The organism is Propioniciclava sp. MC1683 (genome assembly GCF_014164675.1).
Lineage (GTDB): Bacteria > Actinomycetota > Actinomycetes > Propionibacteriales > Propionibacteriaceae > Propioniciclava.
The window spans coordinates 171,323-195,214 of record NZ_JACJFX010000005.1; the positions used below are offsets into that span (position 1 = coordinate 171,323).

Genomic DNA, 23,892 nt, shown 5'->3' on the forward strand with positions numbered 1-23,892 from the left:
TCAGGCTCCTTCCACGCGCAGCACGCGCACGTTGCCCAGGACGTCGCCGCCCTCGGTGAGTTCGGCCACCGCGGCGCGCACGTCGCCGTCGAAGGCCCGGTGGGTGGTGATGCCGAGGCGGGCGGACGCGTCGTCGTCGCGCGTCTGCTCCTGGCGGACGGTGGCGATCGAGATGTCGCGGCGGGCCATCACCTCGGCGACACGGGAGAGCACGCCGGGCTCGTCGCGCACGACCATGGCGATGTAGTAGGCCGACACCACGCGCGCGGGATCGGTGATCCCGGGGCTGGTGTAGGCGGACTCGCCCGGGCCGGCCACCCCGCGCACGCGGTTCCGGGCGGCGGTGACCACGTCGCCCAGCACCGCGGACGCCGTCGGCGAGCCACCGGCACCCGGCCCCATGAACATGAGCCGGCCCGCGTTCACGGACTCGACGAAGACGGCGTTGTAGGCGCCGTGGATGCCGGCCAGCGGGTGCTCCAGCGGCACCATCGTGGGATGGACGCCGACGGCGAGGGTGCCGTCCGGGGAGACCGAGCACTGGGCCAGCAGCTTGATCACGCAGCGCATGGACTCGGCGGCGGCCACGTCCTCGCTCGTCACCGACGAGATCCCCTCGCAGGAGACGTCGGACAGGCGCACGCGGGTGTGGAACGCCAGCGAGGCCAGGATGGCCGCCTTCGCCGCGGCGTCGTGGCCCTCCACGTCGGCGGTCGGGTCGGCCTCGGCGTAGCCCAGCTGCTGGGCGTCGGCCAGGGCGGCGTCGAAGGACACCCCGTGGGTGTGCATCTGGTCGAGGATGTAGTTGGTCGTGCCGTTGACGATGCCCTTGACGGCCGTCACCGCGTCACCGACCAGCGACTCCCGCAGCGGCCGGATGATCGGGATCGCCCCGGCGACGGCGGCCTCGTAGTACACGTCGACATCGGCCAGGCGGGCCGCGTGGTAGATCTCGGGCCCGTGCTCGGCCAGCAACGCCTTGTTCGCGGTCACGACCGACTTGCCGCCCTGGACAGCGGCCAGCACCAGCTCCTGGGCGGGGTGGATGCCGCCGATCAGCTCGATGACGAGGTCGATGTCGTCGCGGTCGACGAGTCCGGCGAGGTCGGTGGTGAACAGGCTCGGGTCGATGCCCGGCCGCTCGCGCACCGTGCGGACGCCGATGCCGGCCAGTTCGAGCGGGCGGCCGACGCGCGCCCGCAGGTCGTCGGCCTGCTCCAGCAGGAGGCGGGCCGCCTGGGACCCGACCACCCCACACCCGAGCAGGGCCACGCGCACAGGGGAGTCCCCCAGGTTCATCATCGGTCTCGTCCTCACAAGGTCTCGTCGAGGCCGGCGTCCAGGGCCAGCAGGTCGTCCAGGGTTTCCCGCCGGATCATCGTCGTGATCCTACCGTCCCGGACGGACACGACGGGCGGGCGGGGCGTGTGGTTGTAGTTGCTCGCCATGGAGCGGCTGTAGGCGCCGGAGGCGGGCACCGCCAGGACGTCGCCGATGCCCGTGTCGCCGGGCAGGAACACGTCACGGACGAGGATGTCGCCGCCCTCGCAGTGCAGCCCGACCACGCGGGAGAGCACGGGGGCCGCAGGGCTCACCCGGTTGGCCAGCACGGCGGAGTACTCCGCGGCGTAGAGGGCCGGGCGGATGTTGTCGCTCATGCCCCCGTCGACCGAGACGTAGCGGCGCTGCTGCCCCCCGCCGATCTCGACGTTCTTGGTGGTACCGACGGTGTACAGCGCGGTGCCCGCCGGGCCCGAGATCGAGCGCCCCGGCTCGACCGACAGCACTGGCTTGTCCAGGCCGAACGCGCGGCACTCGTGGTCGATGATGTCGTCCAGCCCGCGGGCCAGCTCCTGGGCCGTGGCCGGGGAGTCGTCGATCGTGTAGGCGATGCCGAAGCCGCCGCCGAGGTTGAGCTCCGGGAGCGTGACGCCCGTCGCCTCCTTGAACTGGCTCATCAGCCGCAGCGTGCGGCGGGCGGCCACCTCGAAGCCGTTGGTGTCGAAGATCTGGCTGCCGATGTGGGAGTGGATGCCGCGCAGGTCCAGGTTGGCGCTGCCGTGGCAGCGCACGAGCGCCACCAGCGCCTGGCCGCCCGAGATGGAGAAGCCGAACTTCTGGTCCTCGTGCGCGGTCGCGATGTACTCGTGGGTGTGCGCCTCGACGCCGGTGGTGACGCGGATCTGCACCGAGGCGGTCACGCCCAGCTCCGCGGTCAGCCGCTCCAACCGGCTGATCTCGTCCGGCGAGTCGACGACGATCCGGCCGACGCCCCGGGTCAGGGCGAGCCGCAGGAGGGCGTCCGACTTGTTGTTGCCGTGCAGGCCGATGCGGGCGGGGTCGAAACCGGCACGGAGCGCGACGGTCAACTCCCCCATGCTGGCGACGTCGAGGTTGAGCCCGGCGTCGTCGATCCAGCGCGCCACCGTGCCACACAGGAAGCTCTTGGACGCGTAGTAGACCTTCCAGCCCTCGAACGCCTGCCGCCACGTCAGGGCGCGGCCGCGGAAGTCGACCTCGTCGATCACGTAGGCGGGCGTGCCGACCTGTTCGACGATCTCCTGCACCGTCAGGCCGCCGATCCGGATGGCCCCGTCGTCGGCGCGCGCGACCGTACCGCTCCACAGCCCGTCGACGAGCACATTGGCGTCGGTGGGCTTCACGAGCCAGTTCGGGGCGGCGGACACCGCGTCCGCGTGGATCGAGCCGGCGACGTGCATGTGGGTCATGGCGACCAGTTTCCCAGAGTCGCCGTGGCCGACCCCGGGCGGTCCACCGCCGCGACGTGCGGACCGCCACCGCGGCAGTGGTACAGTTTCCTGCGGCCCACGGGCCATGCCCCCTTAGCTCAGGGGATAGAGCACCGCCCTCCGGAGGCGGGAGCGCAGGTTCGAATCCTGCAGGGGGCGCCACACATCAGCCGGACACCTTCTGCGCGTAGGTGTTGGCCACGCGGGCCACGTCCGCCAGGTACTGCTCCGAGCGGTTGTAACCGATCACCGCGCTGCGCCACCCGCCCGCCGAGTCCATGCCACCGCGGGCACAGAGGTAGCGCGCCGCCGCCAGGGACGCGTCGTCGATGTTGTGGGGGTCCTTCGCCCCGTCGCCGTTGCCGTCCGCGCCGTACAGCTTCCACGTGCCCGGGATGAACTGCATGGGCCCCACCGCGCGGTCCCACTTCGTGTCGCCGTCGTGGGCCCCGCCGTCGGTGTCCGGGATCGAGGCGTACCCGTTGCCGTCCAGCGCCGGCCCGATGATCTTGGGCGAGGCCACCCCGTCCTCACCGAGGGTCGCGCCCCCGAACGACCCGTGCCGGGACTCGATCTGCCCGATCGCGGCCAGCGTGTTCCACCCCAGCGAGCACGAGGCGTCCTCCCGCTGGAGGGTCAGCGTCGCGGCGGCGTACGCCTCCAGCGCGCGGCGCGGGACGCCCGTCCGCTCCGCCACGTCCGCCAGCCATTGCGGGTCGACCCGGCTGGTGGGCCGGGTCACCGGCCGTGCGGACGCCGTGGGCGCGGCCGGGCTCGGGGTTGCGCTCGGTGTCTCCCCGCCCGGGCTCGGGACCGGGCTGGCGGACAACTCCGCCGTCGCCGACGGGGTGGGGGTCGGGGTCGGGCTGGTCGTGGGGGCCGGGGACAGCATCGTGGGCTGCGCGGGCGGGCCCGGCGAGGCCTCCACCACCGACGGCGCCGGGGACGCCAGCCCCGCGGACCGGGTCGCCACCGCGCCCCCGATCACGCCGCCGACGATCGCGAGGACGACGAGGCCGCCCACGACGGGGCCCAGCACCCCGGCCTGCGACTCGACCGGGGGCGTGGGAGGACTGGTGTCGGGGTGCACGACCCCAGTCTCCCAGCAGTCCGCCCGGGATGGCACGACGCAGTCTGTCCACCACGCCGCCCGGGTATTTAGTCCGGGGCCCGTTTCCTCGCTACCATCGCACGAGGGGCGATGTCGACGGGATCGCCCAGTGCGACCTGATGGAAGAAGGCGATTGTGGCGACGGCGCCCGGCAACAGCTCCAACGACGACCTCTCGAACTTCGGGGCCAACGACTGGCTCATCGAGGAGATGTTCGAGGCCTGGAAGAAGGACCCCAACTCGGTGGACACTTCCTGGCGTGAATTCTTCGACAAGCGGGCAGGCCAGGCGACGCCTCAGGCCGCCCCTGCAACCGCCCCGGCTCCGGCGCCCGCGCCGGCTCCCGCCAAGGCCCCTGCGCCCGCGCCGGCCCCGGCAGCCCCTGCCGCGGTGACCGCGGCTCCGGCGGCCCCGGCCCCCGCTCCCAAGGCGGCCGAGGCCCCGGCCCAGAAGCCGGCGGCTCCCTCCGCGCCCCCGCAGCCGCGGGCAGAGTCCGTCTCCGGGCCGAAGAACCCGGGCTCGGCGGGCGGCCTCTCGGCCAACCGCCCCTCGGCGGCGCGCAAGATCGAGGAGTCGGCCGAGCCGACCCGCACCGTGATGCGCGGCGCGCCGATGCGCACCGCGAAGAACATGGACCTCTCGATTCAGATGCCGGTGGCCACCTCGGTGCGCAACGTGCCGATGAAGCTGATCATCGAGCAGCGCGACGTCATCAACAAGCACCTGGCCCGCACCACGGGCGGCAAGGTCTCCTTCACCCACATCCTCGGCTACGCCATGGTCAAGGCCCTGTCGATGCTGCCGGACATGAACGTCGCCTACGACGAGGAGAACGGCAAGCCCGTCCTGGTCCAGAACCACCAGGTCAACATCGGCCTGGCGATCGACCTGCCCAAGCCCGACGGCACCCGCCAGCTGATCGTCCCCAACATCAAGGCCGCCGACAAGATGAACTTCCGCGAGTTCTGGCGCGCCTACGAGGAGATGGTCCGCAAGGCCCGCAAGAACGAGCTGACCGTCGACGACTTCGCCGGCACGACCGCGTCGCTGACCAACCCCGGCGGCATCGGCACCAGCCACTCCGTCCCGCGCCTCATGATGGGCCAGGGCGTCATCCTGGGCGTCGGCTCGATCGACTACCCGCCGGAGTTCCAGGCCGCCTCCGACACCCGCCTGCGCGAGCTGGGCGTCAGCAAGATCACGACCCTGACCAGCACCTACGACCACCGCGTCATCCAGGGCGCGGTCTCGGGTGAGTTCCTCAAGGTCATGCACGAGCTCATCATCGGCCAGCACGACTTCTACGACGAGATCTACCTCTCGCTGCGCGTCCCCTACCTGCCGCTGCGCTGGGCGTCCGACGACTCGGCCCACCGCTCCTACGAGCTGGCCAAGGGCACCCGCGTCATCCAGCTGATCAACGCCTTCCGCAGCTGGGGCCACCTGATGGCCGACATCGACCCGCTCGAGTACTCTCAGCGCAGCCACCCCGAGCTCGAGCTCGAGGCCCACGGCCTGTCGATCTGGGACCTCGACCGCGAGTTCCCGGTCGGCATCTTCGGCGGCAACGAGAAGGAGACGATGACGCTGAAGAAGGTGCTCGAGCAGCTGCGCGGCGCCTACTGCGGCCACGTCGGCGTCGAGTACATGCACATCGCCGACACCGAGAAGCGGCGCTGGCTCGAGTCCTACTTCGAGAGCCCGATCGTCCGCTGGGGTCGCGACGAGCACCTCCGCATCCTCGACAAGCTCAACGAGGCGGAGATCTTCGAGACCTTCCTGCAGACCAAGTTCGTGGGCCAGAAGCGCTTCTCCCTGGAGGGCGCCGAGTCGACCATCGTGCTGCTCGACGAGATCTGCGACAGGGCGGCCAACGACGGGCTCGAGGAGGTCGCGATCGGCATGCCGCACCGCGGTCGCCTCAACGTCCTGGCCAACATCGTCGGCAAGAGCTACGGCCAGATCTTCCGTGAGTTCGAGGGCTCCATCGACCCCAAGCAGGTCATGGGCACCGGCGACGTGAAGTACCACCTGGGCGCCGAGGGCGAGTTCACCTCGCTGGCCGGCAACACGGTGAAGACCTCGGTCGCCGCCAACCCTTCCCACCTCGAGGCCGTCAACCCGGTCGTCGAGGGCATCGCCCGCGCGAAGATGGACGCTGCCGGCACCCTCGACAAGGGCGCGGTCCTGCCCGTCCTGCTGCACGGTGACGCGTCCTTCTCCGGCCAGGGTGTCGTCTACGAGACCCTGCAGATGAGCCAGCTCCGCGGCTACAAGACCGGCGGCACGATCCACATCGTGGTCAACAACCAGGTCGGCTTCACCACCGCCCCGTCCGAGTCGCGCTCCTCGACGTACTGCACCGACGTCGCGAAGGCGATCAGCGCCCCGATCTTCCACGTCAACGGGGACGACCCCGAGGCCGTGGCCCGCGTCGGACGCCTCGCGTTCGAGTACCGCCAGCGCTTCGGTGGCGACGTCGTGATCGACCTCGTCGCGTACCGCCGCCGCGGCCACAACGAGGGCGACGACCCGAGCTTCACCCAGCCCAAGATGTACGACCTCATCGAGCAGAAGCGCTCCGTGCGCCGCCTGTACACCGAGGCCCTCATCGGCCGTGGCGACATCTCCACCGAGGACGCCGAGGGCGTGATGGCGCGGTTCCGCGCCCGCCTGGAGGGTGTCTTCAAGGAGGTCAAGGAGGCCGACGGCGAGGACGACTCCTACCGCAAGGTGCCGTTCTACCCGGCGAAGCTCGGTCGCGACCAGGGCACGGCCATCTCCCGCGAGACGATGCAGCTCATCGCCGACGCGCAGGTGACCTACCCCGAGGGCTTCGCGGTGCACCCCAAGGTGCTCCCGCAGATGCAGCGCCGCGCCGAGGCGATCATGAACGGCCCGATCGACTGGGCGACCGCCGAACTGTTGGCCTTCGGTTCCCTCCTGATGGAGGGCCGCACGGTCCGCCTGACCGGCCAGGACAGCCGACGCGGCACGTTCTCCCAGCGCTTCGCGGCGGTCGTGGACCGCAACACGAACGAGGAGTACATCCCGCTCAAGCACCTGACCGACGACCAGGGCCAGTTCCACGTGTTCGACTCCCTGCTGAGCGAGTACGCGGTCATGGGCTTCGAGTACGGCTACTCGGTGGCCTCACCGCAGTCGCTCGTGCTGTGGGAGGGCCAGTTCGGCGACTTCGCCAACGGCGCCCAGACGGTCGCCGACGAGTTCATCTCCTCGGGTGACGCGAAGTGGACGCAGAAGTCCGGTGTGACCCTGCTGCTGCCGCACGGCTACGAGGGCCAGGGCCCCGACCACAGCTCGGCGCGCATCGAGCGCTGGCTGCAGCTGTGTTCCGAGGGTGCGCTGGCTGTCTGCCAGCCGTCGACCCCGGCGTCCCACTTCCACCTGCTGCGCACGCACACCTACGTGAACTGGCACCGCCCGCTGGTGATCATGACCCCGAAGTCGATGCTGCGCAGCAAGGCCGCGGCCTCGTCGCCCGAGGACTTCACCAACGGCAGCTGGCGTCCGGCCATCGGCGACGAGTCGATCAGCGACCCGTCCGCGGTGCAGGCGGTCATCCTCTGCTCGGGCAAGATCCGGTGGGAGCTCGTCGCCCAGCGTGCCAAGCGCGGCCTCGAGGGCAAGGTGGCCATCGTGTCGCTCGAGCGGCTCTACCCGCTCCCGACCGACGACCTGGCCGCCGAGCTGGCCCGCTACCCGCACGTCACGGACATCCGCTTCGTGCAGGACGAGCCGCTCAACCAGGGCTCGTGGCCGTTCATGGCCCTCCACCTCCCGGCGGCGCTCGCCAAGAAGATGGGTGGCCGCGAGGTCGAGCTGACCCCGGTGGCCCGCCCCGAGTCCTCCTCCCCGTCGGTGGGCCTGCTCAAGGTGCACCAGGCGCAGGAGAAGGTGCTCATGGACCAGGCCTTCGAAGGGATCTGAGCCCGCTTGTACTTCACCGACCGCGGGATCGAGGAGCTCGAGACCAGGCGGGGCGCCGATGAGGTCAGCCTCGCCTGGCTCGCCGAGCAGTTGCGCACGTTCGTCGACCTGAACCCCGAGTTCGAGGTGCCGGTCGAGCGGCTGGCCACGTGGCTGGCGCGGCTGGACGACGAGGACGATGACTGAACCCGCCCTCGGGACCTCCCCCGGCCGGGTCAACCTGGTCGGGGAGCACACCGACTACAACGACGGGTTCGTCCTGCCGATCGCCCTGGGCCACGTCGCCCGCGTCGAGGCGACCCCGCGTGACGACGGCCGCGTGCTCATCAGTTCCGCGCAGCTCGGCGAGTCCGTCGAGCTGGAGGAGCTGTCCCCCGGGCCGCGCGCCTGGTGGGGCTACGTGGCCGGGGTGCTGTGGGCCCTGCGGCAGCGCGGGCACGCCCTCGGCGGCGTGGACCTCGCCCTCGACAGTGCCGTCCCCCTGGGCGGTGGGCTCTCGAGCTCGGCCGCCATCGAGTGCGCGACCGCGCTGGCCCTGGACGCCCTCGCCGGGCTGGGGCTCTCCCCCGCCGAGCTGGCCGAGGTCGCCCAGGCGGCCGAGAACGACTTCATGGGCGTCCCCACCGGCCCCATGGACCAGCGGGCGAGCCTGTGGTGCACCACCGACCACGCCCTGCTCCTGGACTGCCGCACGCTGACCCCCGAGCAGGTGCCGTTCGCGCTGCCGGACGACCTCGTGCTCGCCCTCGTGGACACCCGCAGCCCGCACGTCCTCGCGGACGGGCACTACGCGCAGCGCCGCCGGGCCTGCGCGAGCGCGGCCGAGGCCCTCGGCGTCCGGGCCCTGCGAGACGTCACCCCCGCCGACCTGCCCGCCGCGCTGTCCCGCCTCACCGACGACGAGCAGGTGCGTCGGGTGCGGCACGTGGTCACCGAGAACGCCCGGGTGCTCGACGCGGTGGCGGCGCTGGAGGCGGGCGACTGGGCGTCCTTCGGCCGGATCCTGACGGCCTCGCACGCCTCGATGCGCGACGACTACGAGATCACGGTCCCGACGGTCGACCTCGCCGTCGAGACGGCCCTGGCCTGCGGCGCGCTGGGCGCACGCATGACCGGCGGTGGCTTCGGCGGCACGGTGATCGCGCTGCTCCCGGTGGGCTCGCTCGACTCCTTCGCGGACGCGCTGGGCGCCGCCTACGCCGAGCGGGGGTTCGCCGCCCCGGGGCTGTCCACCACGCGCGCCGCGGCCGGCGGGATCGAGCTCAGCGCGGCCCGTTGAGCCAGGCCCGGCTGATGGGGTGCAACGCCCCGACGACGATCGCGAGCGCGGCCACCGCCCCGATGAGCGCCTGGGGGGCCGACCCGTCGGTGGCGAACTGGGCGAACGAGAACACGTGCAGCAGCGCGGCGGCCACGACGGGCCCCATCGCCCAGCGCGCGCCCCGCAGCAGGGCGACGCCGACGCCGCCCACCAGCAGGCCCCACAACACCAGCGCGAGGGCGACACCACCGCTGAACGCGCCGTGCCCGGAGGCCAGCGACAGCCCCGCCATGCCCAGGAAGAACAGGCCGAAGAGGATCGTCGTGACGGCCGCCACGGTCAGGCCGAGCGGGCGCGGGGAAGGGTTTTCGGGCACCGGGTGATTCTACGCCGTCCACTCGGTGACCCCCGGGTGTCCGAAAGATGGCGCGGGGCTGACCATTCCCGGCCGTGCCCCTTGTTTTCGGCTCAACAAGTTGGCAAGGTAGTCAGGCGTGCCCGGCGGACCCCACCACGGGGCACTTTTCCTGAGAGCGTCCCATCTACGAGGAGTGGTTGCCGCATGGACTGGCGCCATCGGGCTGCATGCCTGACCGAGGACCCGGAGCTGTTCTTCCCCGTGGGGAACACGGGCCCGGCCATCATGCAGATCGCCGAGGCCAAGAAGGTCTGCGCGCGCTGCGAGGTGCGTACGGAATGCCTTCAGTGGGCTCTCGACGCAGGACAGGACCACGGGGTGTGGGGCGGACTGTCCGAGGACGAACGCCGCGCGATGAAGCGGCGCAACGCACGGGCCCGCGTCCGCACCTGACGCAGGGGCCCCGACTCTGGGGGACGATGGCATGCCGACCCGACGCTGGTCACTCGATCCGACGAGCCTGCGCGTCGCCCTGACCGTCCTCCGCCACGGACCGATCTCGCGCGCCGACCTCGGCCGCATGCTCGACCTCTCCTCCGCGAGCGTCACCCGCCTGACCAAGCCGATGGTGTCCGCCGGCCTGCTCCTGGAGGGCGCCCCGCTGGGGCGGTCCACCGGCCGGCCCGCGCTCCCCCTGGACATCGCTGCCGAGAGCGCCACCTTTGTGGGCCTCAAGGTCTCCCACGAGGGCCTCCACGCCGTCCTCACCGACCTGCGCGGCACGATCCTGGCCACGGCCTCCTGCGACGGCGACCGCCTCTCCCCCGCCCGGGTCGCCGGCGCCGTCCACGCGCTCGTGGACGAACTGACCGAGGGCTGGCGCGCGCCCGACGCGCTCGGTGTCTCCCTGGGCGCGACGGTCGACCGCGACGGGCTGGTCCGCGGGGCGACCTTCCTCGGCTGGCCCGCCCCCGTGGACCTCGCCGCCCTCCTCGAGGCGGAGACCGGGCTGCGGACCACCATCGACAACGACGTGAACGCGTTCACCGTCGCCGAGCACTGGTTCGGCGTCGGTCGGGACACCCAGGAGTTCGCGGTGCTGACCATCGGCGCCGGCGTCGGGCTGGGCCTGGTCTGCCGCGACGAGGTGGTGCGCGGCCGGGCCGGCGCCGTCGGCATGGTCGGCCCGCTCAAGGTCCTCGACGGACGCCGGGCCGAGGAGGTCCTCAACCGGGACCGGTTCCTCGCCGCGGTCGACGAGGCCGTGGGGGCGTCCGTGGAACCGGGCACCGACATCGTGGCGCTGGGCACCGAGGTCCCCGGGGTGGCGGCCCTGCTCGACGACGTGGCCAACGCCGTGGGCGAACTCGCCGGCACGGTGTCGGCCATCACCGCCCCCGAACGCATCCTGGTCGCCGGGGAGGGCGCCCCCCTCCTCGCCGGCCGCGAGGACCGCGTGCGCGCCCTGGTGGGGCGGATGAGCCCCGACCACATCCCGGCCCCCACCGTGGTGGTCGAGGTCGTCGGGGACGCGGAGTGGGCCCGGGGCGCGGCGGCCCTGGCGATCCGCGCCCACATGGGCGTCGGCGACTAGGCGTCCGCCTCAGGCCAGCGGGACCACGATCCGGGCCCGGCTGCCGCCGCCGGAGGGGCGGGGCGCCATCTCGAAGGTGCCGTCCAGGTCGGCGACCAGCGTCGTCACGATCGACAGGCCCAGCGAGCCGGACGCCGCCACCGAGAAGTCGTCGGGCAGCGCGGTGCCGTCGTTCTCGACCTCCACCACCAGCTGCCCGTCCCGCTGGCCGGCCCGGACCACCACCTCGCCGGGGGCCTCCCCCAGCCCGTGCTCCAGCGCGTTCTGGACCACCTCGGTGAACACCAGCGACAGGTTGGTCGCGACCTCGGCCGGGATGAGCCCGAAGCTGCCCTGGCGGGTCATGGCGACCTTGCTGCGCGACGTGGCGACGTCGCGCACCATCGTCATGAGCCGGTCGGCGACCTCGTCGAAGCGCACGGACGCGTCGAAGCCCTGGGACAGGATCTCGTGCACCACCGCGATGGCGGCGACCCGCTTCTGCGCGTCGCTCAGGGCCCCGGACGCCTCGGGCGAGGTGGTCCGGCGGGCCTGGAGGCGGAGCAACGCCGCCACCGTCTGCAGGTTGTTCTTCACCCGGTGGTGGATCTCGCGGATGGTCGCGTCCTTGGTGACCAGCTCGCGCTCGCGGGAGCGCAGGTCGGTGATGTCGCGCCCCATGACGAACCAGCCGGACTGGATGCCCTCGACGAGCAGGGGCTGGACCCGCAGCCGCATCGACCCCTGCCGCGTCTCGATCTCCTGCTCGCGGACCCGCGCGGCGCACAGCAGCGGCGCGGCGACCGGGTCCACCGGCTCGCGGCGGTTGCGGGCCAGCTCGGCGACGACGGCGCGCAGGTCGTCGCCCAGGAGGTCGCCTCCCCAGCCCAGGCGCCGGAACGCGCTCATCGCGTTGGGGCTGGCGAACGTGACCACGCCCTGGGCGTCCAGTCGCATGGATCCGTCGCCCACGCGGGGGGTCTCCCACGGGACGGGCTTGTCACCGACCATCGGGAACTGGCCCACCCGCAGCATGGCCATCAGCACCTGGGCGGTCTCGAGGTAGGTGTCCTCCAGGGCGCCCGGGGCGCGCACGCCCATGCGGTTGGTGTGCATCTCGACCACGGCGATGACCTTGTCGCCCCGGATGACCGGGACCGCGTGCACGTCGACCGGGATCCCGGCGTGGAGCTTGTTGCCGCTGGTGCCGCAGATCTCGCGGGAGAGGTAGGCCTCGACCACGAGGCTCTCAGGGTCGTACGCCACGTCCTCGCCGACCACGTCGTCCTCGAGCGCGGTCGGGCCGGTCGTGGGCCGGCACTGCGCCGCCGCCCAGAACACGTTGTCGTCGACGTCGGGCACCCACAGGAGCAGGTCGCTGAACGACAGGTCGGCGAGCATGTCCCACTGGTCCACCAGCCCGCCCAGCCACAGGGTGTCCTCGGCCGACAGGTCACTGTGGGCGGCCACGACATCGGTGAGCGTCAGCATGCGGCCCATGGTAGATCCGTGGCAGAATGGGTCCTCGCGCCGTCCGGCGCACTGACGTGAGGAGAACTCCTATGGGCAAGACCGGACGCAAGCGCCGCGCACGCAAGAAGAACAAGGCGAACCACGGCAAGCGCCCCAACGCCTGAGGCACGGTAGCTGTACCCGAAGCGACGGACGCCCCCACCGATACCGGTGGGGGCGTCCGAGCGTCTGGTCAGAACTCGAAGCGGGTGACGGTCACCGACTGGATCTGGGTGACGATCCGCAGGCGGAGCGCCGCCGGGGCCGGCGGACACGCGCAGGAGCGCTTGACGAGCTTCTTCAGCGCGTCGATCAGGTCGGTCTCGTCGAGGCAGTGGGCGCACGCGTCGATGTGGTGGCGCAGGTCGTCGGCCTCGCGCTCGGTCAGCTCCCCGTCCAGGAACTGGTGCACCTTCTGCTCAACGGTGCTGCAGTCGATCTCACGCATCGCGGTCCCCCGTCCCGATCCCGAGCGAGGCGGCGTGGTCGGCCAGCAGCTTGCGCAGCTGGGTGCGACCGCGGTTGAGGCGCGACATCACGGTGCCGATCGGCGTGCCCATGATCTCGGCGATCTCCTTGTAGGAGAAGCCCTCGACGTCGGCGAGGTAGACCGCCATCCGGAAGTCGGGGGCCAGCTGGCCCATCGCGTCGGTGACCACCGAGTCGGGCATCCGGTCCAGGGCGTCCATCTCGGCCGAGCGCAGGCCCGTCGAGGTGTGCTTCTCGGCCGCGGCCAGCTGCCAGTCCTCGATGTCCTCGCCGAACCCCTCCTGGGGCTGGCGCTGCTTCTTGCGATAGCTGTTGATGTAGGTGTTGGTGAGGATGCGGTACAGCCAGGCCTTCAGGTTCGTGCCCGGCTTGAACTGGTGGAAGGACGCGAAGGCCTTCGCGTACGCCTCCTGCACCACGTCCTCGGCGTCGGCGGGGTTGCGCGCCATCCGCAGCGCGGCGCCGTAGAGCTGGTCGAGGTACGGCAGGGCGTCACGCTCGAAGCGGGCGGACCGCTCGTGCGGGGTCTCGGTGGCGACGTCGACCTCGTCGGGTGCGTCGGTGCTCGGCAGGTTCATCGCATACGAGAGTACTGCCGAAGACCTCGGGGCGTGCCGCCCCGTGCCCGGGGACACCACGGTCGCGCTGCTCGCCATGCCGGAATCAACACCGGCGCCCACCACTTTGTTCCCGTGCCTTGTCGCCCGTGGTAGGAATGGCACATGAATCTCGTGCGCGGAATCGGCCGCCTGCTGCTGGGTGGCTTCTTCATCGTCCAGGGCGCCAAGGCCGTGAAGGACCCGGCCCAGTTCGCCACCGCCGCTGAGCCCATCGCCCAGCGGTTCGTGCCCCTCGCCCAGCGGACCCTGCCGCCCGAGGCCTCGGCCTACGTGCCGGAGGACCCGGAGACCCTCGTGCGCCTCAACGGCGCCGCGTCGGTGCTCGGCGGGCTCGGCATGGCCACCGGCATCGGCCGCCGGGGCGGCGCCTACCTCGCCGCCGCGTCCATGCTGCCGCACGTGCTCGCTGCCGACCCGCGGGGTGCGACGCCGGCCGAGAAGAACTCGATCCGCAGCGTCTTCCTGCGCAACCTGGCCCTGCTGGGTGCTGCCCTCGTGGTGTCCCAGGACACGGCCGGCCAGCCCAGCCTGCTGTGGCGCGCCTCCGACAGCCGCAAGCGCCTGGCCCGCGAGGCCGACCGCACCGCGAAGTTCGTGGCCCGCGAGACCGGCAACACCGGCCGCGCGCTCGCCAAGGACATCAAGCGCTACAAGCGCGAGGCCCAACTGCAGGCCCGGATCGCCCGCAAGACCATCGAGGGCGCCCTTCCGTGACCCCGTGCGTCTCGTGACCCGCTGGGTCGCCCCCACCACGGGGGGTCCGGTACGCGGCCGGGTCACCGTACCGGGCTCGAAGTCGGCCACGGCACGCGCGTTCGTGCTGGCCGCCCTCGCCGACGGCCCGTCGACGCTGTCGGGGGTGCTCGAGGCCCGCGACACCCGGCTGTTGCGCACCGCGCTAGGGTCGCTGGGCGTCGGCTTCACCGACCACCCGGACGCCTCGGTCACCGTCACGCCCCCCGCCCGGTTCGCCGCCGGCGCGGTGGACGTCGGCCTGGCCGGGACCATCATGCGCTTCGTCCCGCCCCTGGCCGCCCTGGCCGACGGCGTCACCCCGTTCACCGGCGACCGGGAGGCCGAAGTGCGACCCATCGCCCCCCTCCTCGACGGCCTGCGCCAGGCGGGGGTCCAGATCGAGGGCGACGCGCTGCCCTTCACGGTCCGCGGCACCGGCTGGGTGCCCGGAGGCGAGGCCACCATCGACGCCTCCCGCTCCAGCCAGTTCGTCTCCGGCCTCCTGCTGGCGGCCGCCCGCTTCGACGCCGGGCTGGTCGTCCACCACCGGGGCGGCGCCGTCCCGTCCCGACCGCACATCGGCCTCACCCTGGCGATGCTGCGCGACCGGGGCGTCGACGCCGAGGCCGTCGGTGACGCCTCCTGGCGCGTGGCCCCTGGGCCCATCGCGGCACGCGACGAGGCGATCGAGCCCGACCTGGTCAACGCGGCGGTCTTCCTGGCCGCAGCCCTGCCCACGGGCGGCTCCGTCACCGTCGCGTGGCCCCGGCACACCCTGCAGGCCGCCGACGCGATCCTGGGCACGCTGGAGGCCCTCGGCGGCACCGTCACCCGCGACGGCGACAGCGTCACCGTGACCGGCACCGGCGTCGTGCGCGGGGCCGACCTGGACCTCACCGACGCCAGCGAGCTCACCTGCATCGCCGCGGCCCTGCTGGCGCTGGCCGACGGCCCCGGCTCGATCCGCGGCGTCGCGCACGTGCGCGGGCACGAGACCGACCGGCTCGCCGCCCTCGAGACCGAGCTGCGCGCCCGCGGGGCGGGCGTGCACCAGACCCCCGACGGCCTGGCCATCGTGCCCGGGCCGCTCACCGGTGGGGTGTGGGGCTGCTACGCCGACCACCGCATGGCCCACGCCGGCGCCGTCCTCGGCCTGGCCGTGGCCGGGGTCGAGCTCGACGACGTGGGGTCCACCACCAAGACCATGGCCGACTTCCCCGGCCTGTGGTCGGGGCTGGTGGCCCCGTGAGCAGCCGCGCCTGGTCGCGCGACGAGCACGACGGCTACGGCCGGCCCCCGCGCCGCACGCGCCCCCGCACCAAGGACCGCCCCGACTACTCCGACGCCGAGGTCGGGCTGGTGATCACGGTCGACCGCGGCCGGTACTCGGTCGACCTCGACAACGACGCCGGCCACCGCCGCGTCCTGGCCACCAAGGCCCGCGCGCTGGGCCGCAAGGGCGTCATCGTGGGCGACCGCGTCCGGGTCGTGGGCGACACCACCGGCGACGAGGGCACCTTGGCCCGCATCGTCGAGGTGGTCGAGCGCGAGACCGTCCTGCGACGCACGGCCGACGACGACGACCCGCACGAGCGCCCGATCGTCGCCAACGCCGACCAGCTCGCGATCGTCACCGCGCTGGCCGACCCGCCGCCGCGGATGGGCATGATCGACCGGATCCTCGTGGCCAGCTTCGACGCGGGCCTGCGCCCGCTGCTGGTCCTCACCAAGGCCGACCTCGCCGCTCCCGACCGACTGCTGGTCGCCTACGCCGGCCTCGACGTGGACGCCGTGGTGGTCCAGCCCGGCGCCGACCTGACCGAGCTGCGCGACCTCCTGGCCGGCCACCGGACCGTCTTCGTCGGGCACTCCGGCGTGGGCAAGTCCACGCTGGTCAACGCGCTGATCCCCGACGCGGGCCGCGCGATCGGGCACGTCAACGAGGTGACCGGGCGGGGGCGGCACACCTCCACGTCCGCGATCGCCCTCGAGCTCCCCGAGCCGGGTGGCTGGGTGATCGACACCCCGGGCGTCCGGTCGTTCGGGCTGTCGCACGTGACCACGGACACGATCCTGGCGGCGTTCGACGACCTGGCCGCCCTCGTCGCCGACTGCCCGCGCGGCTGCCAGCACGACTCCACCGCGCCCGAGTGCGCGCTCGACGAGGCCGTCGCCCGGGGCGACCTGCGCCCCGAGCGGCTGGAGTCGTTCCGCCGCATGGAGAAGGTCTGGACGAGCCCGCCCGCGTGGGACTGATCCGGCGCCCACGGTGCGCCGCTAGGGTGAGCGCATGCCCGAGACCTCCTACGTGGACGACGTGCGGCTGGCGCACGTGCTCGCCGACAACGCCGACGCGCTCACCATGGCGCGGTGGAAGGCGCTGGACCTGCAGGTGAGCGCGAAGCCCGACCTGACCGAGGTCACCGACGCCGACCTCGCCGTCGAGGACGCCCTGCGCGCCACCCTGAAGCGGGCCCGGCCGCGCGACGCCGTGCACGGCGAGGAGCGGCAGGACACCGGCCACGGGCCGCGGCGCTGGATCATCGACCCGATCGACGGCACGCGCAACTTCGTGCGCGGCGTCCCGGTCTGGGCCACGCTCATCGGGCTCATGGACGGCGACGAGGTCGTGGTGGGCATGGTGTCGGCCCCGGCGCTGCAGCGCCGCTGGTGGGCCTCGAAGGGCGGCGGGGCGTTCACCGGCAAGACGCTCGCCTCGGCCACGCGGCTGCAGGTCTCGGGGGTGGACGCCGTGGAGGACGCGTCGCTGTCCTACAGCTCGATCGGGGGCTGGGTCTCCTCCGGGCGCGGGCAGGAGTTCGTCGACCTGATGCGCGAGTCCTGGCGGACCCGCGCCTACGGCGACTTCTGGAGCTACATGCTCGTGGCCGAGGGCGCGGTCGACATCGCCTGCGAGCCCGACCTGGCCCTGTACGACATGGCCGCCCTGGTCCCGATCGTCACCGAGGCCGGCGGTCGCTTCACGAACCTGGACGGCGTCCTGGGGCCGGTGGGCCCCGGCGCCCTGGCCACCAACGGCCGCCTGCACGACCTGGTCGTCGGCCGGCTCACACCGTCCGAGCCCACGGTCGACCTCGGGCGCCTGACCCCCTGAGCGGCGTCAGCGCACCTCGACGCGGATGGCCTCGGGCATCGCGGTGAGGGCCTCGACGACCGCGTCGGTGACCTCGCCGCCGATGTCGAGCACGACGTAGCCGACGTGCCCGCGGGTGGCGAGGGTCTGCCCGTCGATGTTGGTGCCGTGCTCGGCCAGGATGGTGTTGATCTTGGCCAGCACGCCGGGCACGTTCTGGTGCAGGTGCATGATCCGGCGCGCGCCGGGGCCCTGCGCGGCGACGGCGGGCAGGTTGACCGACAGCACCGTGGAGCCGTTCTCGGAGTAGTCGGCCAGCTTGCCGGCCACGAAGGAGCCGATGTTCTCCTGCGCCTCTTCGGTGGAGCCGGCCACGTGCGGGGTCAGGATCACGTTCGGGGTGCCGCGCAGCGGGCTGGTGAAGTAGGGGCCGTTCTTCTTCGGCTCGGTCTCGAACACGTCGATGGCCGCCCCGGCGATGTGGCCCGAGTCGAGGTGGCGCTTGAGCGCCTCGGTGTCGACGACGAAGCCGCGCGACAGGTTCAGGAACAGCGAGCGGGGGCGCATCATCTGGAACTCGGCGTCGCCCCACAGGCCGCGGTTGCCCGCCCGGCCGTCGACGTGCAGCGAGATGGTCTCGGCGGTGGCCAGGAGCTCCTCCAGCGAGCCCATCCGGCGGGCGTTGCCCAGCGCGAGCCGATCGACGATGTCGTAGAAGTAGACGCTCATGCCCAGCGACTCGGCAACCACCGACAGCTGCGAGCCGATGTTGCCATAGCCGACGATGCCCAGCGACCGTCCGCGGATCTCGTGGGACCCCTTGGCCGACTTCACCCACTCACCGGCGTGCATGCGCGCGTTGTGGTCGGTCAGGTGGCGCGCCATCGCGATGATCTCGCCGATCGCGAGCTCCACCACCGAGCGGGTGTTGCTGTAGGGGGCGTTGAACACGGCCACGCCGCGGGCGGTGGCTTCGTCGAGCGCGATCTGGTTCGTACCGATGCAGAACGCGCCCACCGCCTTGAGCTGCGGGGCCGACTCGAACACCCGCTTGGTCAGCATCGTGTTGGACCGGATGCCGAGCAGGTCGACACCCTGCAGCGCGGCGATCAGGCCGTCCTCACCGAGCGCGCTCGGCAGCGTCTCGACGTCGTAGCCCTTCTCGGTCAACAGCTTGATGCCGGACGGGTGGATGTTCTCGAGCAGGAGCGCCTTCACCCGGGGGATTCTACGGCCGGGCGCGGAAGGCGGGGATCGCGGCCACCAGTCGGGCGGTGTAGGGGTGCTCGGGCTCGCTGAACAGCCGCTGGGTGGGACCGGCCTCGACGATCCGGCCCGCCTGCATGACGACCGCGTCGGGGCAGACGTGCCGGACCACGGCCAGGTCGTGGCTCACGAACAGCAGGGTCAGGCTCAGCTCGTCGACGAGCCCCATCAGCAGGTTGAGCACCTGGGCGCGCACCGACACGTCGAGCGCCGAGACCGCCTCGTCGGCGATCAGCACCTCGGGGGACGGGGCGAGCGCCCGGGCGATCGCGATGCGCTGGCGCTGGCCGCCGGAGAACTCGTGGGGGTAGCGCCGGGCGGCGTCGACCGGCAGGCCCACGGCGTCCAGCACCTCGGCCACGCGTGCGCGCGGGTCGAGGTCGCCGCGCTCGCGCCGGATGATCGGGCTGCGCAGCGGCTCGGCGACGATGTCGCCCACGTTCATGCGGGGGTTCAGCGAACTGCGCGGGTCCTGCAGGACCAGCTGCACCGAGGCGCGCAGGAAGCCCAGGCGTCGCTCGGGCACCCCCGAGACCACACGGCCGTCGAACCGCACCTCCCCCGAGGTGGGCCGGTCCAGCGAGGCCATCAGCCGGATCAGGGTGGACTTTCCGGAGCCGGATTCCCCCACGATGCCCAGGCGCTGGCCACGCTCGACGGTGAGGCTCACGTCGTCGAGGGCCACGACCCGGCGCGGGCCGCTGCTGTAGACGCGGGTCAGGTTCTCGACCTCGTACAGGCTCATCGGTCCCTCCGCACGTGGTCGGCGACGGTGGGCAGGCGGGTTCCGGGCTCGAGCAGGTCGAGGCGGGCGGTGGCGACCAGGCCCGCGGCGTACGGGTGCCGGGGCTCGTTGAAGACCTGGTCGGCAGTGCCGCGCTCCACGACCTCGCCGTCGAGCATCACGACGACGTCGGAGCAGATCTGCGAGACCACGGCCAGGTCGTGGCTGATGAACAGGCAACTGGCGCCCACGGCGTCCAGCACCTCGTCGAGGACCCGCAGGACCGTCGCCTGGACGGTCACGTCGAGGGCCGTGGTGGGCTCGTCGCAGATGACGAGGTCGGGCCGGTTGACCAGCGCCATGGCGGTGACGACGCGCTGCCGTTGGCCGCCCGAGAGCTGGTGGGGGTAGCTGTCGGCGACCCGCTCGGGGTCGTCGAACCCGACGGCGCCGAGCACCTCGAGGACGGCGGCGCGGGCGCGCCCGGCGTCGCGGTCGCGGTGCAGCCGGAAGACCTCGGCGACCTGCCGACCGGCGGTCATGGTCGGGTCCAGGGCGGTCATGGGCTCCTGGAAGATCATGCCCATCTGGTCGCCGCGCAGGCGGGACAGCGCACGGTCGCTCAGCCCCACGAGCTCGCGCCCGTCGAGGCGGATGGAGCCGCTCACACGGGCGTTCTCGGGCAGCAGGCCCATGATCGCCAACGCGGTGACGGTCTTGCCCGAACCGGACTCCCCGATGATGCCCAGGCGCTGGCCCGGGGCGAGGTCGAGGTCGAGGCCGCGCACGACGGGCTTTAGCCGGCCGAACGCGATCGACAGGTCGCGGACCGCCAGGGTGGCGCCGGGGCCGTTCGTGGCGGTCATGCGACCTCCCGCAGCTTCGGGTCGAGGAAGTCGCGCAGGCCGTCGCCGACGAGGTTGAACCCCAGCACGGCGGCGGCGATGGCGAGGCCGGGCCACACAGCCTGGGCGGGGTGGCTGAACAGGTAGGTCTGGGCGTCGCCCAGCATGCGGCCCCACGACGGCACGGTGGGCGGGGTGCCCAGCCCGAGGTAGGACAGCGCGGCCTCGGCGAGGATCGCCATCGCGAAGCTCACCGACGCCTGCACCCCGATCAGGTGGGCGACGTTGGGCAGCACGTGGCGCACCGCGATGGCCGGGACCGGCGTGCCGGAGGCGCGCGCGGCCAGCACATAGTCGGACGCCAGCACCGACAGCGCGCCCGCGCGCGTGACCCGGATGAACGCGGGGATCGTGGCGATGCCGATCGCCACCATGGCCGTCTCGGTGGACGCCCCGAACACGGCCGCCAGCAGGATGGCGAGCAGGAGCGCCGGGAACGCGTAGGCGACGTCGGTCGCCCGCATCATCACCTCGGCCCCCCAGCGGGGAAGCCACGCCGCGAGGATGCCGAGCGGGACGCCGACCAGCGCCGCGATGCCGACCGCGATGATGCCCACGTACAGGGCCGAGCGGGCGCCCACCAGGATGCGGCTGAACGTGTCGATGCCCATGTGGTCGGTGCCGAGCACGTGCGGCCACCCCGGGTTCTGCAGGCGGGGTGCCGAGCCGACGGCGGTCGCGTCGAACGGCGTCCAGATGAAGGACAGCAGGGCCAGGGCCACCACGGTCGTGACCAGGACCAGGCCCACCCAGAGCTCGGCGCGCTTCACGACTCCTCCCGGGTGCGCAGGCGCGGGTCGATCAGCACGTAGCTCAGGTCGACGACCGCGTTGATGACGAGCACGGCGAAGACCAGCAGCATCGTGATCCCGCGGACCACGACCAGGTCGCTGGTCGCGACCGCGTCGAGCAGGGCCGAGCCCAGGCCGGGCAGGACGAACACGCGCTCGATGACGATCGCCCCCACGATCACCGAAGCCAGCTGGAGCCCCAGGACCGTGACCAGCGAGAGCGCGGCGTTGCGGATGCCGTGGCGGACGAGCGCGCGCCCCTTCGTCCACCCGACGGCGCGCGCGGTGCGGTAGTAGTCCTCCGACAGGACCTCGAGGAACGCCGAGCGCACGTAGCGCACCAGGACGGCGGCCTGGATCACCCCCAGCGTGACCACGGGCAGCACGAGGTGGGACGCCCAGCGGCCCGGGTCGCGCCCGAAGGGGACGTAGCCGTTGGGCGGCAGCCAGCGCAGCAGGACGCCGAACACGAAGACCAGCAGGATGCCGGCCCAGAAGGCCGGGATGGCCATGCCGACCTGGGCGGCCGCCGAGGTGAGCAGGCCGGGGAGGCGGCGCCGCTTGAGCGCAGCCAGGGCCCCGAGCGGGAGCGCGATCAGGACGGCCAGGGCCAGCCCGCCCACGACCAGGGAGCCGGTCACCTCGAGGCGGGGTGCGATCAGCGTGGAGATCGGCAGCGACGAGAACCAGGAGCGGCCGAGGTCGCCGGTGAGCAGCCCACCGACCCACTCGAGGTACTGGACGCCGAACGGCCGGTCGGTGCCCAGCTCGGCCCGCTTCGCGGCGAGCTGCTCGGGCGTGGCGCCGTGCCCGAGGATGACGGCGGCCACGTCGCCGGGCAGCGCCTGGGTGATCACGAAGATCGCGAAGGAGGCGGCTGCGAGGCTGAGCAGGAAGATGCCCAGCCGTGCCACCACCTGGCGCGCCACGACGGGTGTCAGGCCTTGGCGATCGTGGTGACGTCGAACGAGAGCGAGCTGTTGGCGTTCTCCGCCACCCCGGTCACCCCGTGCTGGGTCACGACGAGGTTGGGCAGGGCGAACAGCCACACCGACGCGGCGTCCTCGGCGATCAGCCGAGCGGCCGTGCGCAGCTCGGTGGTGTACTCCTCCACCGTGCCCTCGGTGCCCTTCTTCACGGCCTCCTGGACCGCCGGGTTGTCGTAGCGCCAGTAGAACGCGGGGTTGGCGTAGGTCAGGACGTCACGCGGCTCGACGTGCGACACGATGGTCAGGTCGTAGTCGGCGTTGGTCATCGCGGTGTCGATCCACTGGCGCGGGAACTGGAGCTCCTCGACCTGGACGGTGATGCCCACGGCGCCCAGCTGCGAAGCGATGAACTGTGCCGCCTTGGTGGCGTACGGCAGCGTCGGCGGGCGCAGGCGCAGCGTGAGGTTGGTCTGGCCGGCCTCGGCGAGCAGGGCCTTGGCCTGCTCGGGGTCGTACGGGTAGAGCTGCGACAGGTCCTCGTAGTACGGGTCGGTCGGGACGGCCATGGAGCCGATCAGCGTGCCCTTGCCGTGCCACACGGTGTCGAGCAGCGCCTTGCGGTCGATCGCCATGGTGATCGCCTTGCGGACGCGTACGTCCTTCAGCGCCGGGTTGCCCGTCCCCGCGGGCACGCCCTCGGGGGCGGCGCCGTTGTTGATCGCCATCGTGACCTCACCCTCGGTGCTGCCCTCGATGACCGTGAACCGGCTGGTGTCGCTGAACTGGTCGATCGTCTCGGGCGCCTGCAGGTTGGAGATGATGTCGAGCTGACCCGAGAGCATCGAGGCGTTCATCGCGTTCGGGTCCTTGAAGTACCGGAACGTGACCTCGTCGAAGCGGGTCGGCGTCCCCCAGTACGCGTCGTTGCGCTTCAGGGCGATGCTGTCGCCGGGGGTCCAGCGGTCGAGGGTGAGCGGCCCGGACCCTGCGGTCTGGGAACCGGCGTCGGCGAAGCCGGTCGGGTTCATGACGATGCCGGCGGCGCCGGCCATGTCGAACAGCCAGGTCACGCTGGGGCGGCTCAGCACCACGTTCACCGTCTGCGCGTCGACCGCCTCGGTGCTCGCGACGACCTCCATGGCCCGCTTCAGCTTGGGGGCGACCGTGCCCGTCCGGATCCGCTCGATGTTCGCGACGACCGCGTCGGCATCCACGGGCGACCCGTCGGAGAACTTGGCCGACGGGTTCAGCCGGAAGGTGTAGGTCAGGCGGTCGGGGGTGACGTCCCATGCCTGGGCCAGGAGCGGCTTGAGCTCGCCGGCCGAGTCGAGGCGGATCAGCGTCTCGAAGACGTTGTAGAGCAGCGCCTGCGGACCCGCAGCCGCGTCCGTCGCGGTCGGGTCGAGCGTCTGCGGCTCGGCGGTCGCGCCGATGACGAGGGTCCTCGCCTCACCGGCGGGCGCCTCGGTGGGCGCCGCGGTCGACCCGCTGGGCGCCGGTGCGGGCGCCGGGAGCTGCTGGCCACCGGCCGTGCAGGCCGTGAGCACGAGCGCGGCCGCAGCCACGAGTGCGGCGAACGCACGCCCCCGCGTGCGCACCCCGACAGTGCGGGCCTCTGACTTCGCCATTCGGACCTCCCGACCAACGCTGGCTCCAAGCGCGGACAGCTTACTCCACGCATCAACGGGCGGCCGATCGTGGTGCCTCATAGTCAAGTCCCCGGCTGATGGGGCGTGTGCCTCACAGATTTTTCCCCGGGAACGGGGGTCTAGCCGGCGCGGATTTTGAGGGCTTTGATGTCGGGGGCTCGCCAGGTGAGTTGG

The 23,892-nt window shown here is 72.3% G+C and carries 23 protein-coding genes and 1 tRNA gene; 11 read left to right on the forward strand and 13 right to left on the reverse strand.

The features are described 5' to 3' along the window. On the reverse strand, positions 1-1,302 hold the full coding sequence (locus H5397_RS04895) for a homoserine dehydrogenase (protein WP_182815230.1): 1,302 nt from the start codon (positions 1,300-1,302) through the stop codon (positions 1-3). A gap of 11 nt (positions 1,303-1,313) precedes the next feature. After that, positions 1,314-2,729, reverse strand: a complete 1,416-nt coding sequence (lysA, locus tag H5397_RS04900) for a diaminopimelate decarboxylase (RefSeq protein ID WP_182815232.1) — start codon at positions 2,727-2,729, stop codon at positions 1,314-1,316. A 108-nt stretch (positions 2,730-2,837) separates the two neighbouring features. On the opposite strand from lysA, the gene H5397_RS04905 reads away from it, so the two are divergent. Continuing rightward, positions 2,838-2,912, forward strand: a tRNA-Arg gene (locus H5397_RS04905). A 4-nt stretch (positions 2,913-2,916) separates the two neighbouring features. Here H5397_RS04905 and H5397_RS04910 read toward each other — a convergent pair. After that, complete coding sequence (locus H5397_RS04910) at positions 2,917-3,840, reverse strand: lytic murein transglycosylase (RefSeq protein ID WP_309224278.1); 924 nt, start codon at positions 3,838-3,840, stop codon at positions 2,917-2,919. A 153-nt stretch (positions 3,841-3,993) separates the two neighbouring features. Here H5397_RS04910 and H5397_RS04915 point away from each other — a divergent pair, with 153 nt between their 5' ends. Genes H5397_RS04915 through galK form a run of 3 tightly spaced genes read left to right on the forward strand, consistent with a single transcriptional unit; the run spans position 3,994 to position 9,091 of the window. Further along, positions 3,994-7,812, forward strand: coding sequence for a multifunctional oxoglutarate decarboxylase/oxoglutarate dehydrogenase thiamine pyrophosphate-binding subunit/dihydrolipoyllysine-residue succinyltransferase subunit (locus tag H5397_RS04915; protein ID WP_182815288.1), 3,819 nt, complete (start codon positions 3,994-3,996; stop codon positions 7,810-7,812). A 6-nt stretch (positions 7,813-7,818) separates the two neighbouring features. After that, entirely contained in the window at positions 7,819-7,998 is a 180-nt protein-coding gene (locus H5397_RS04920) for a DUF6104 family protein (RefSeq protein ID WP_182815234.1), read from the forward strand. Then, on the forward strand, positions 7,991-9,091 hold the full coding sequence (gene galK, locus H5397_RS04925) for a galactokinase (protein ID WP_182815236.1): 1,101 nt from the start codon (positions 7,991-7,993) through the stop codon (positions 9,089-9,091). Before H5397_RS04920 ends, galK begins: the two co-directional genes overlap by 8 nt. Here galK and H5397_RS04930 read toward each other — a convergent pair. Next, on the reverse strand, positions 9,075-9,449 hold the full coding sequence (locus tag H5397_RS04930) for a hypothetical protein (RefSeq protein ID WP_182815238.1): 375 nt from the start codon (positions 9,447-9,449) through the stop codon (positions 9,075-9,077). The genes galK and H5397_RS04930 overlap by 17 nt on opposite strands. Positions 9,450-9,635: 186 nt before the next feature. On the opposite strand from H5397_RS04930, the gene H5397_RS04935 reads away from it, so the two are divergent. Continuing rightward, on the forward strand, positions 9,636-9,884 hold the full coding sequence (locus H5397_RS04935; protein WP_182815240.1) for a WhiB family transcriptional regulator: 249 nt from the start codon (positions 9,636-9,638) through the stop codon (positions 9,882-9,884). A 31-nt stretch (positions 9,885-9,915) separates the two neighbouring features. Further along, on the forward strand, positions 9,916-11,025 hold the full coding sequence (locus tag H5397_RS04940) for an ROK family transcriptional regulator (protein WP_182815242.1): 1,110 nt from the start codon (positions 9,916-9,918) through the stop codon (positions 11,023-11,025). 9 nt (positions 11,026-11,034) lie between these two features. Here H5397_RS04940 and H5397_RS04945 read toward each other — a convergent pair whose 3' ends face one another. Continuing rightward, entirely contained in the window at positions 11,035-12,495 is a 1,461-nt protein-coding gene (locus tag H5397_RS04945; protein ID WP_182815244.1) for a sensor histidine kinase, read from the reverse strand. Between the two features lie 71 nt (positions 12,496-12,566). On the opposite strand from H5397_RS04945, the gene H5397_RS19065 reads away from it, so the two are divergent. Then, positions 12,567-12,641 carry a 50S ribosomal protein bL37 gene (locus tag H5397_RS19065; RefSeq protein WP_372727394.1) on the forward strand — a complete coding sequence of 25 codons (75 nt, stop codon included), beginning with the start codon at positions 12,567-12,569 and terminating at the stop codon, positions 12,639-12,641. A 68-nt stretch (positions 12,642-12,709) separates the two neighbouring features. On the opposite strand, the gene rsrA is transcribed toward H5397_RS19065, so the two are convergent. Further along, on the reverse strand, positions 12,710-12,964 hold the full coding sequence (rsrA, locus tag H5397_RS04950; protein ID WP_182815246.1) for a mycothiol system anti-sigma-R factor: 255 nt from the start codon (positions 12,962-12,964) through the stop codon (positions 12,710-12,712). Continuing rightward, positions 12,957-13,583, reverse strand: a complete 627-nt coding sequence (locus H5397_RS04955; RefSeq protein WP_182815248.1) for a sigma-70 family RNA polymerase sigma factor — start codon at positions 13,581-13,583, stop codon at positions 12,957-12,959. The genes rsrA and H5397_RS04955 overlap by 8 nt, the downstream gene beginning before the upstream one ends. 144 nt (positions 13,584-13,727) lie before the next feature. Between H5397_RS04955 and H5397_RS18020 the strand changes: the two genes are divergently transcribed. The 4 genes from H5397_RS18020 to H5397_RS04975 are packed head-to-tail and all read left to right on the forward strand — an operon-like array spanning position 13,728 to position 17,475. Beyond that, positions 13,728-14,339, forward strand: a complete 612-nt coding sequence (locus H5397_RS18020; protein WP_182815250.1) for a DoxX family membrane protein — start codon at positions 13,728-13,730, stop codon at positions 14,337-14,339. A gap of 4 nt (positions 14,340-14,343) precedes the next feature. After that, complete coding sequence (gene aroA, locus H5397_RS04965; protein ID WP_309224279.1) at positions 14,344-15,609, forward strand: 3-phosphoshikimate 1-carboxyvinyltransferase; 1,266 nt, start codon at positions 14,344-14,346, stop codon at positions 15,607-15,609. Beyond that, the gene (gene rsgA / locus H5397_RS04970; RefSeq protein ID WP_182815252.1) at positions 15,606-16,616 is read left to right on the forward strand and encodes a ribosome small subunit-dependent GTPase A; all 1,011 of its coding nucleotides are present in this window, start codon (positions 15,606-15,608) and stop codon (positions 16,614-16,616) included. The genes aroA and rsgA overlap by 4 nt, the downstream gene beginning before the upstream one ends. A gap of 34 nt (positions 16,617-16,650) precedes the next feature. After that, a complete protein-coding gene (locus H5397_RS04975) occupies positions 16,651-17,475 on the forward strand; it encodes an inositol monophosphatase family protein (RefSeq protein ID WP_182815254.1) in 825 nt (274 codons plus the stop codon). A 6-nt stretch (positions 17,476-17,481) separates the two neighbouring features. On the opposite strand, the gene serA is transcribed toward H5397_RS04975, so the two are convergent. The 6 genes from serA to H5397_RS05005 are packed head-to-tail and all read right to left on the reverse strand — an operon-like array spanning position 17,482 to position 23,697. Next, positions 17,482-18,672, reverse strand: coding sequence for a phosphoglycerate dehydrogenase (serA, locus tag H5397_RS04980; protein ID WP_182815256.1), 1,191 nt, complete (start codon positions 18,670-18,672; stop codon positions 17,482-17,484). 10 nt (positions 18,673-18,682) lie between these two features. Then, on the reverse strand, positions 18,683-19,465 hold the full coding sequence (locus H5397_RS04985; protein ID WP_182815258.1) for an ABC transporter ATP-binding protein: 783 nt from the start codon (positions 19,463-19,465) through the stop codon (positions 18,683-18,685). Further along, positions 19,462-20,310: an ABC transporter ATP-binding protein gene (locus H5397_RS04990; RefSeq protein WP_182815260.1), complete on the reverse strand. Its 849-nt coding sequence runs from the start codon at positions 20,308-20,310 to the stop codon at positions 19,462-19,464. Before H5397_RS04990 ends, H5397_RS04985 begins: the two co-directional genes overlap by 4 nt. Further along, positions 20,307-21,119, reverse strand: coding sequence for an ABC transporter permease (locus H5397_RS04995; RefSeq protein WP_182815262.1), 813 nt, complete (start codon positions 21,117-21,119; stop codon positions 20,307-20,309). Before H5397_RS04995 ends, H5397_RS04990 begins: the two co-directional genes overlap by 4 nt. Further along, positions 21,116-22,069, reverse strand: coding sequence for an ABC transporter permease (locus H5397_RS05000; protein WP_182815263.1), 954 nt, complete (start codon positions 22,067-22,069; stop codon positions 21,116-21,118). The genes H5397_RS04995 and H5397_RS05000 overlap by 4 nt, the downstream gene beginning before the upstream one ends. 8 nt (positions 22,070-22,077) lie before the next feature. After that, positions 22,078-23,697, reverse strand: a complete 1,620-nt coding sequence (locus H5397_RS05005; RefSeq protein ID WP_182815265.1) for an ABC transporter substrate-binding protein — start codon at positions 23,695-23,697, stop codon at positions 22,078-22,080. Positions 23,698-23,892: the final 195 nt, after the last annotated feature.

What these genes read in the sequence shown, in the direction of transcription:
- H5397_RS04895 (WP_182815230.1), bottom strand. Translation starts at nt 1,302, where the DNA reads ATGATGAACCTGGGGGACTCCCCTGTGCGCGTGGCCCTGCTCGGGTGT.
- lysA (WP_182815232.1), bottom strand. Translation starts at nt 2,729, where the DNA reads ATGACCCACATGCACGTCGCCGGCTCGATCCACGCGGACGCGGTGTCC.
- galK (WP_182815236.1), top strand. Translation starts at nt 7,991, where the DNA reads ATGACTGAACCCGCCCTCGGGACCTCCCCCGGCCGGGTCAACCTGGTC.
- H5397_RS04935 (WP_182815240.1), top strand. Translation starts at nt 9,636, where the DNA reads ATGGACTGGCGCCATCGGGCTGCATGCCTGACCGAGGACCCGGAGCTG.
- H5397_RS04940 (WP_182815242.1), top strand. Translation starts at nt 9,916, where the DNA reads ATGCCGACCCGACGCTGGTCACTCGATCCGACGAGCCTGCGCGTCGCC.
- H5397_RS04945 (WP_182815244.1), bottom strand. Translation starts at nt 12,495, where the DNA reads ATGCTGACGCTCACCGATGTCGTGGCCGCCCACAGTGACCTGTCGGCC.
- rsrA (WP_182815246.1), bottom strand. Translation starts at nt 12,964, where the DNA reads ATGCGTGAGATCGACTGCAGCACCGTTGAGCAGAAGGTGCACCAGTTC.
- H5397_RS04955 (WP_182815248.1), bottom strand. Translation starts at nt 13,583, where the DNA reads ATGAACCTGCCGAGCACCGACGCACCCGACGAGGTCGACGTCGCCACC.
- H5397_RS18020 (WP_182815250.1), top strand. Translation starts at nt 13,728, where the DNA reads ATGAATCTCGTGCGCGGAATCGGCCGCCTGCTGCTGGGTGGCTTCTTC.
- H5397_RS04975 (WP_182815254.1), top strand. Translation starts at nt 16,651, where the DNA reads ATGCCCGAGACCTCCTACGTGGACGACGTGCGGCTGGCGCACGTGCTC.
- H5397_RS04985 (WP_182815258.1), bottom strand. Translation starts at nt 19,465, where the DNA reads ATGAGCCTGTACGAGGTCGAGAACCTGACCCGCGTCTACAGCAGCGGC.
- H5397_RS04990 (WP_182815260.1), bottom strand. Translation starts at nt 20,310, where the DNA reads ATGACCGCCACGAACGGCCCCGGCGCCACCCTGGCGGTCCGCGACCTG.
- H5397_RS05005 (WP_182815265.1), bottom strand. Translation starts at nt 23,697, where the DNA reads ATGGCGAAGTCAGAGGCCCGCACTGTCGGGGTGCGCACGCGGGGGCGT.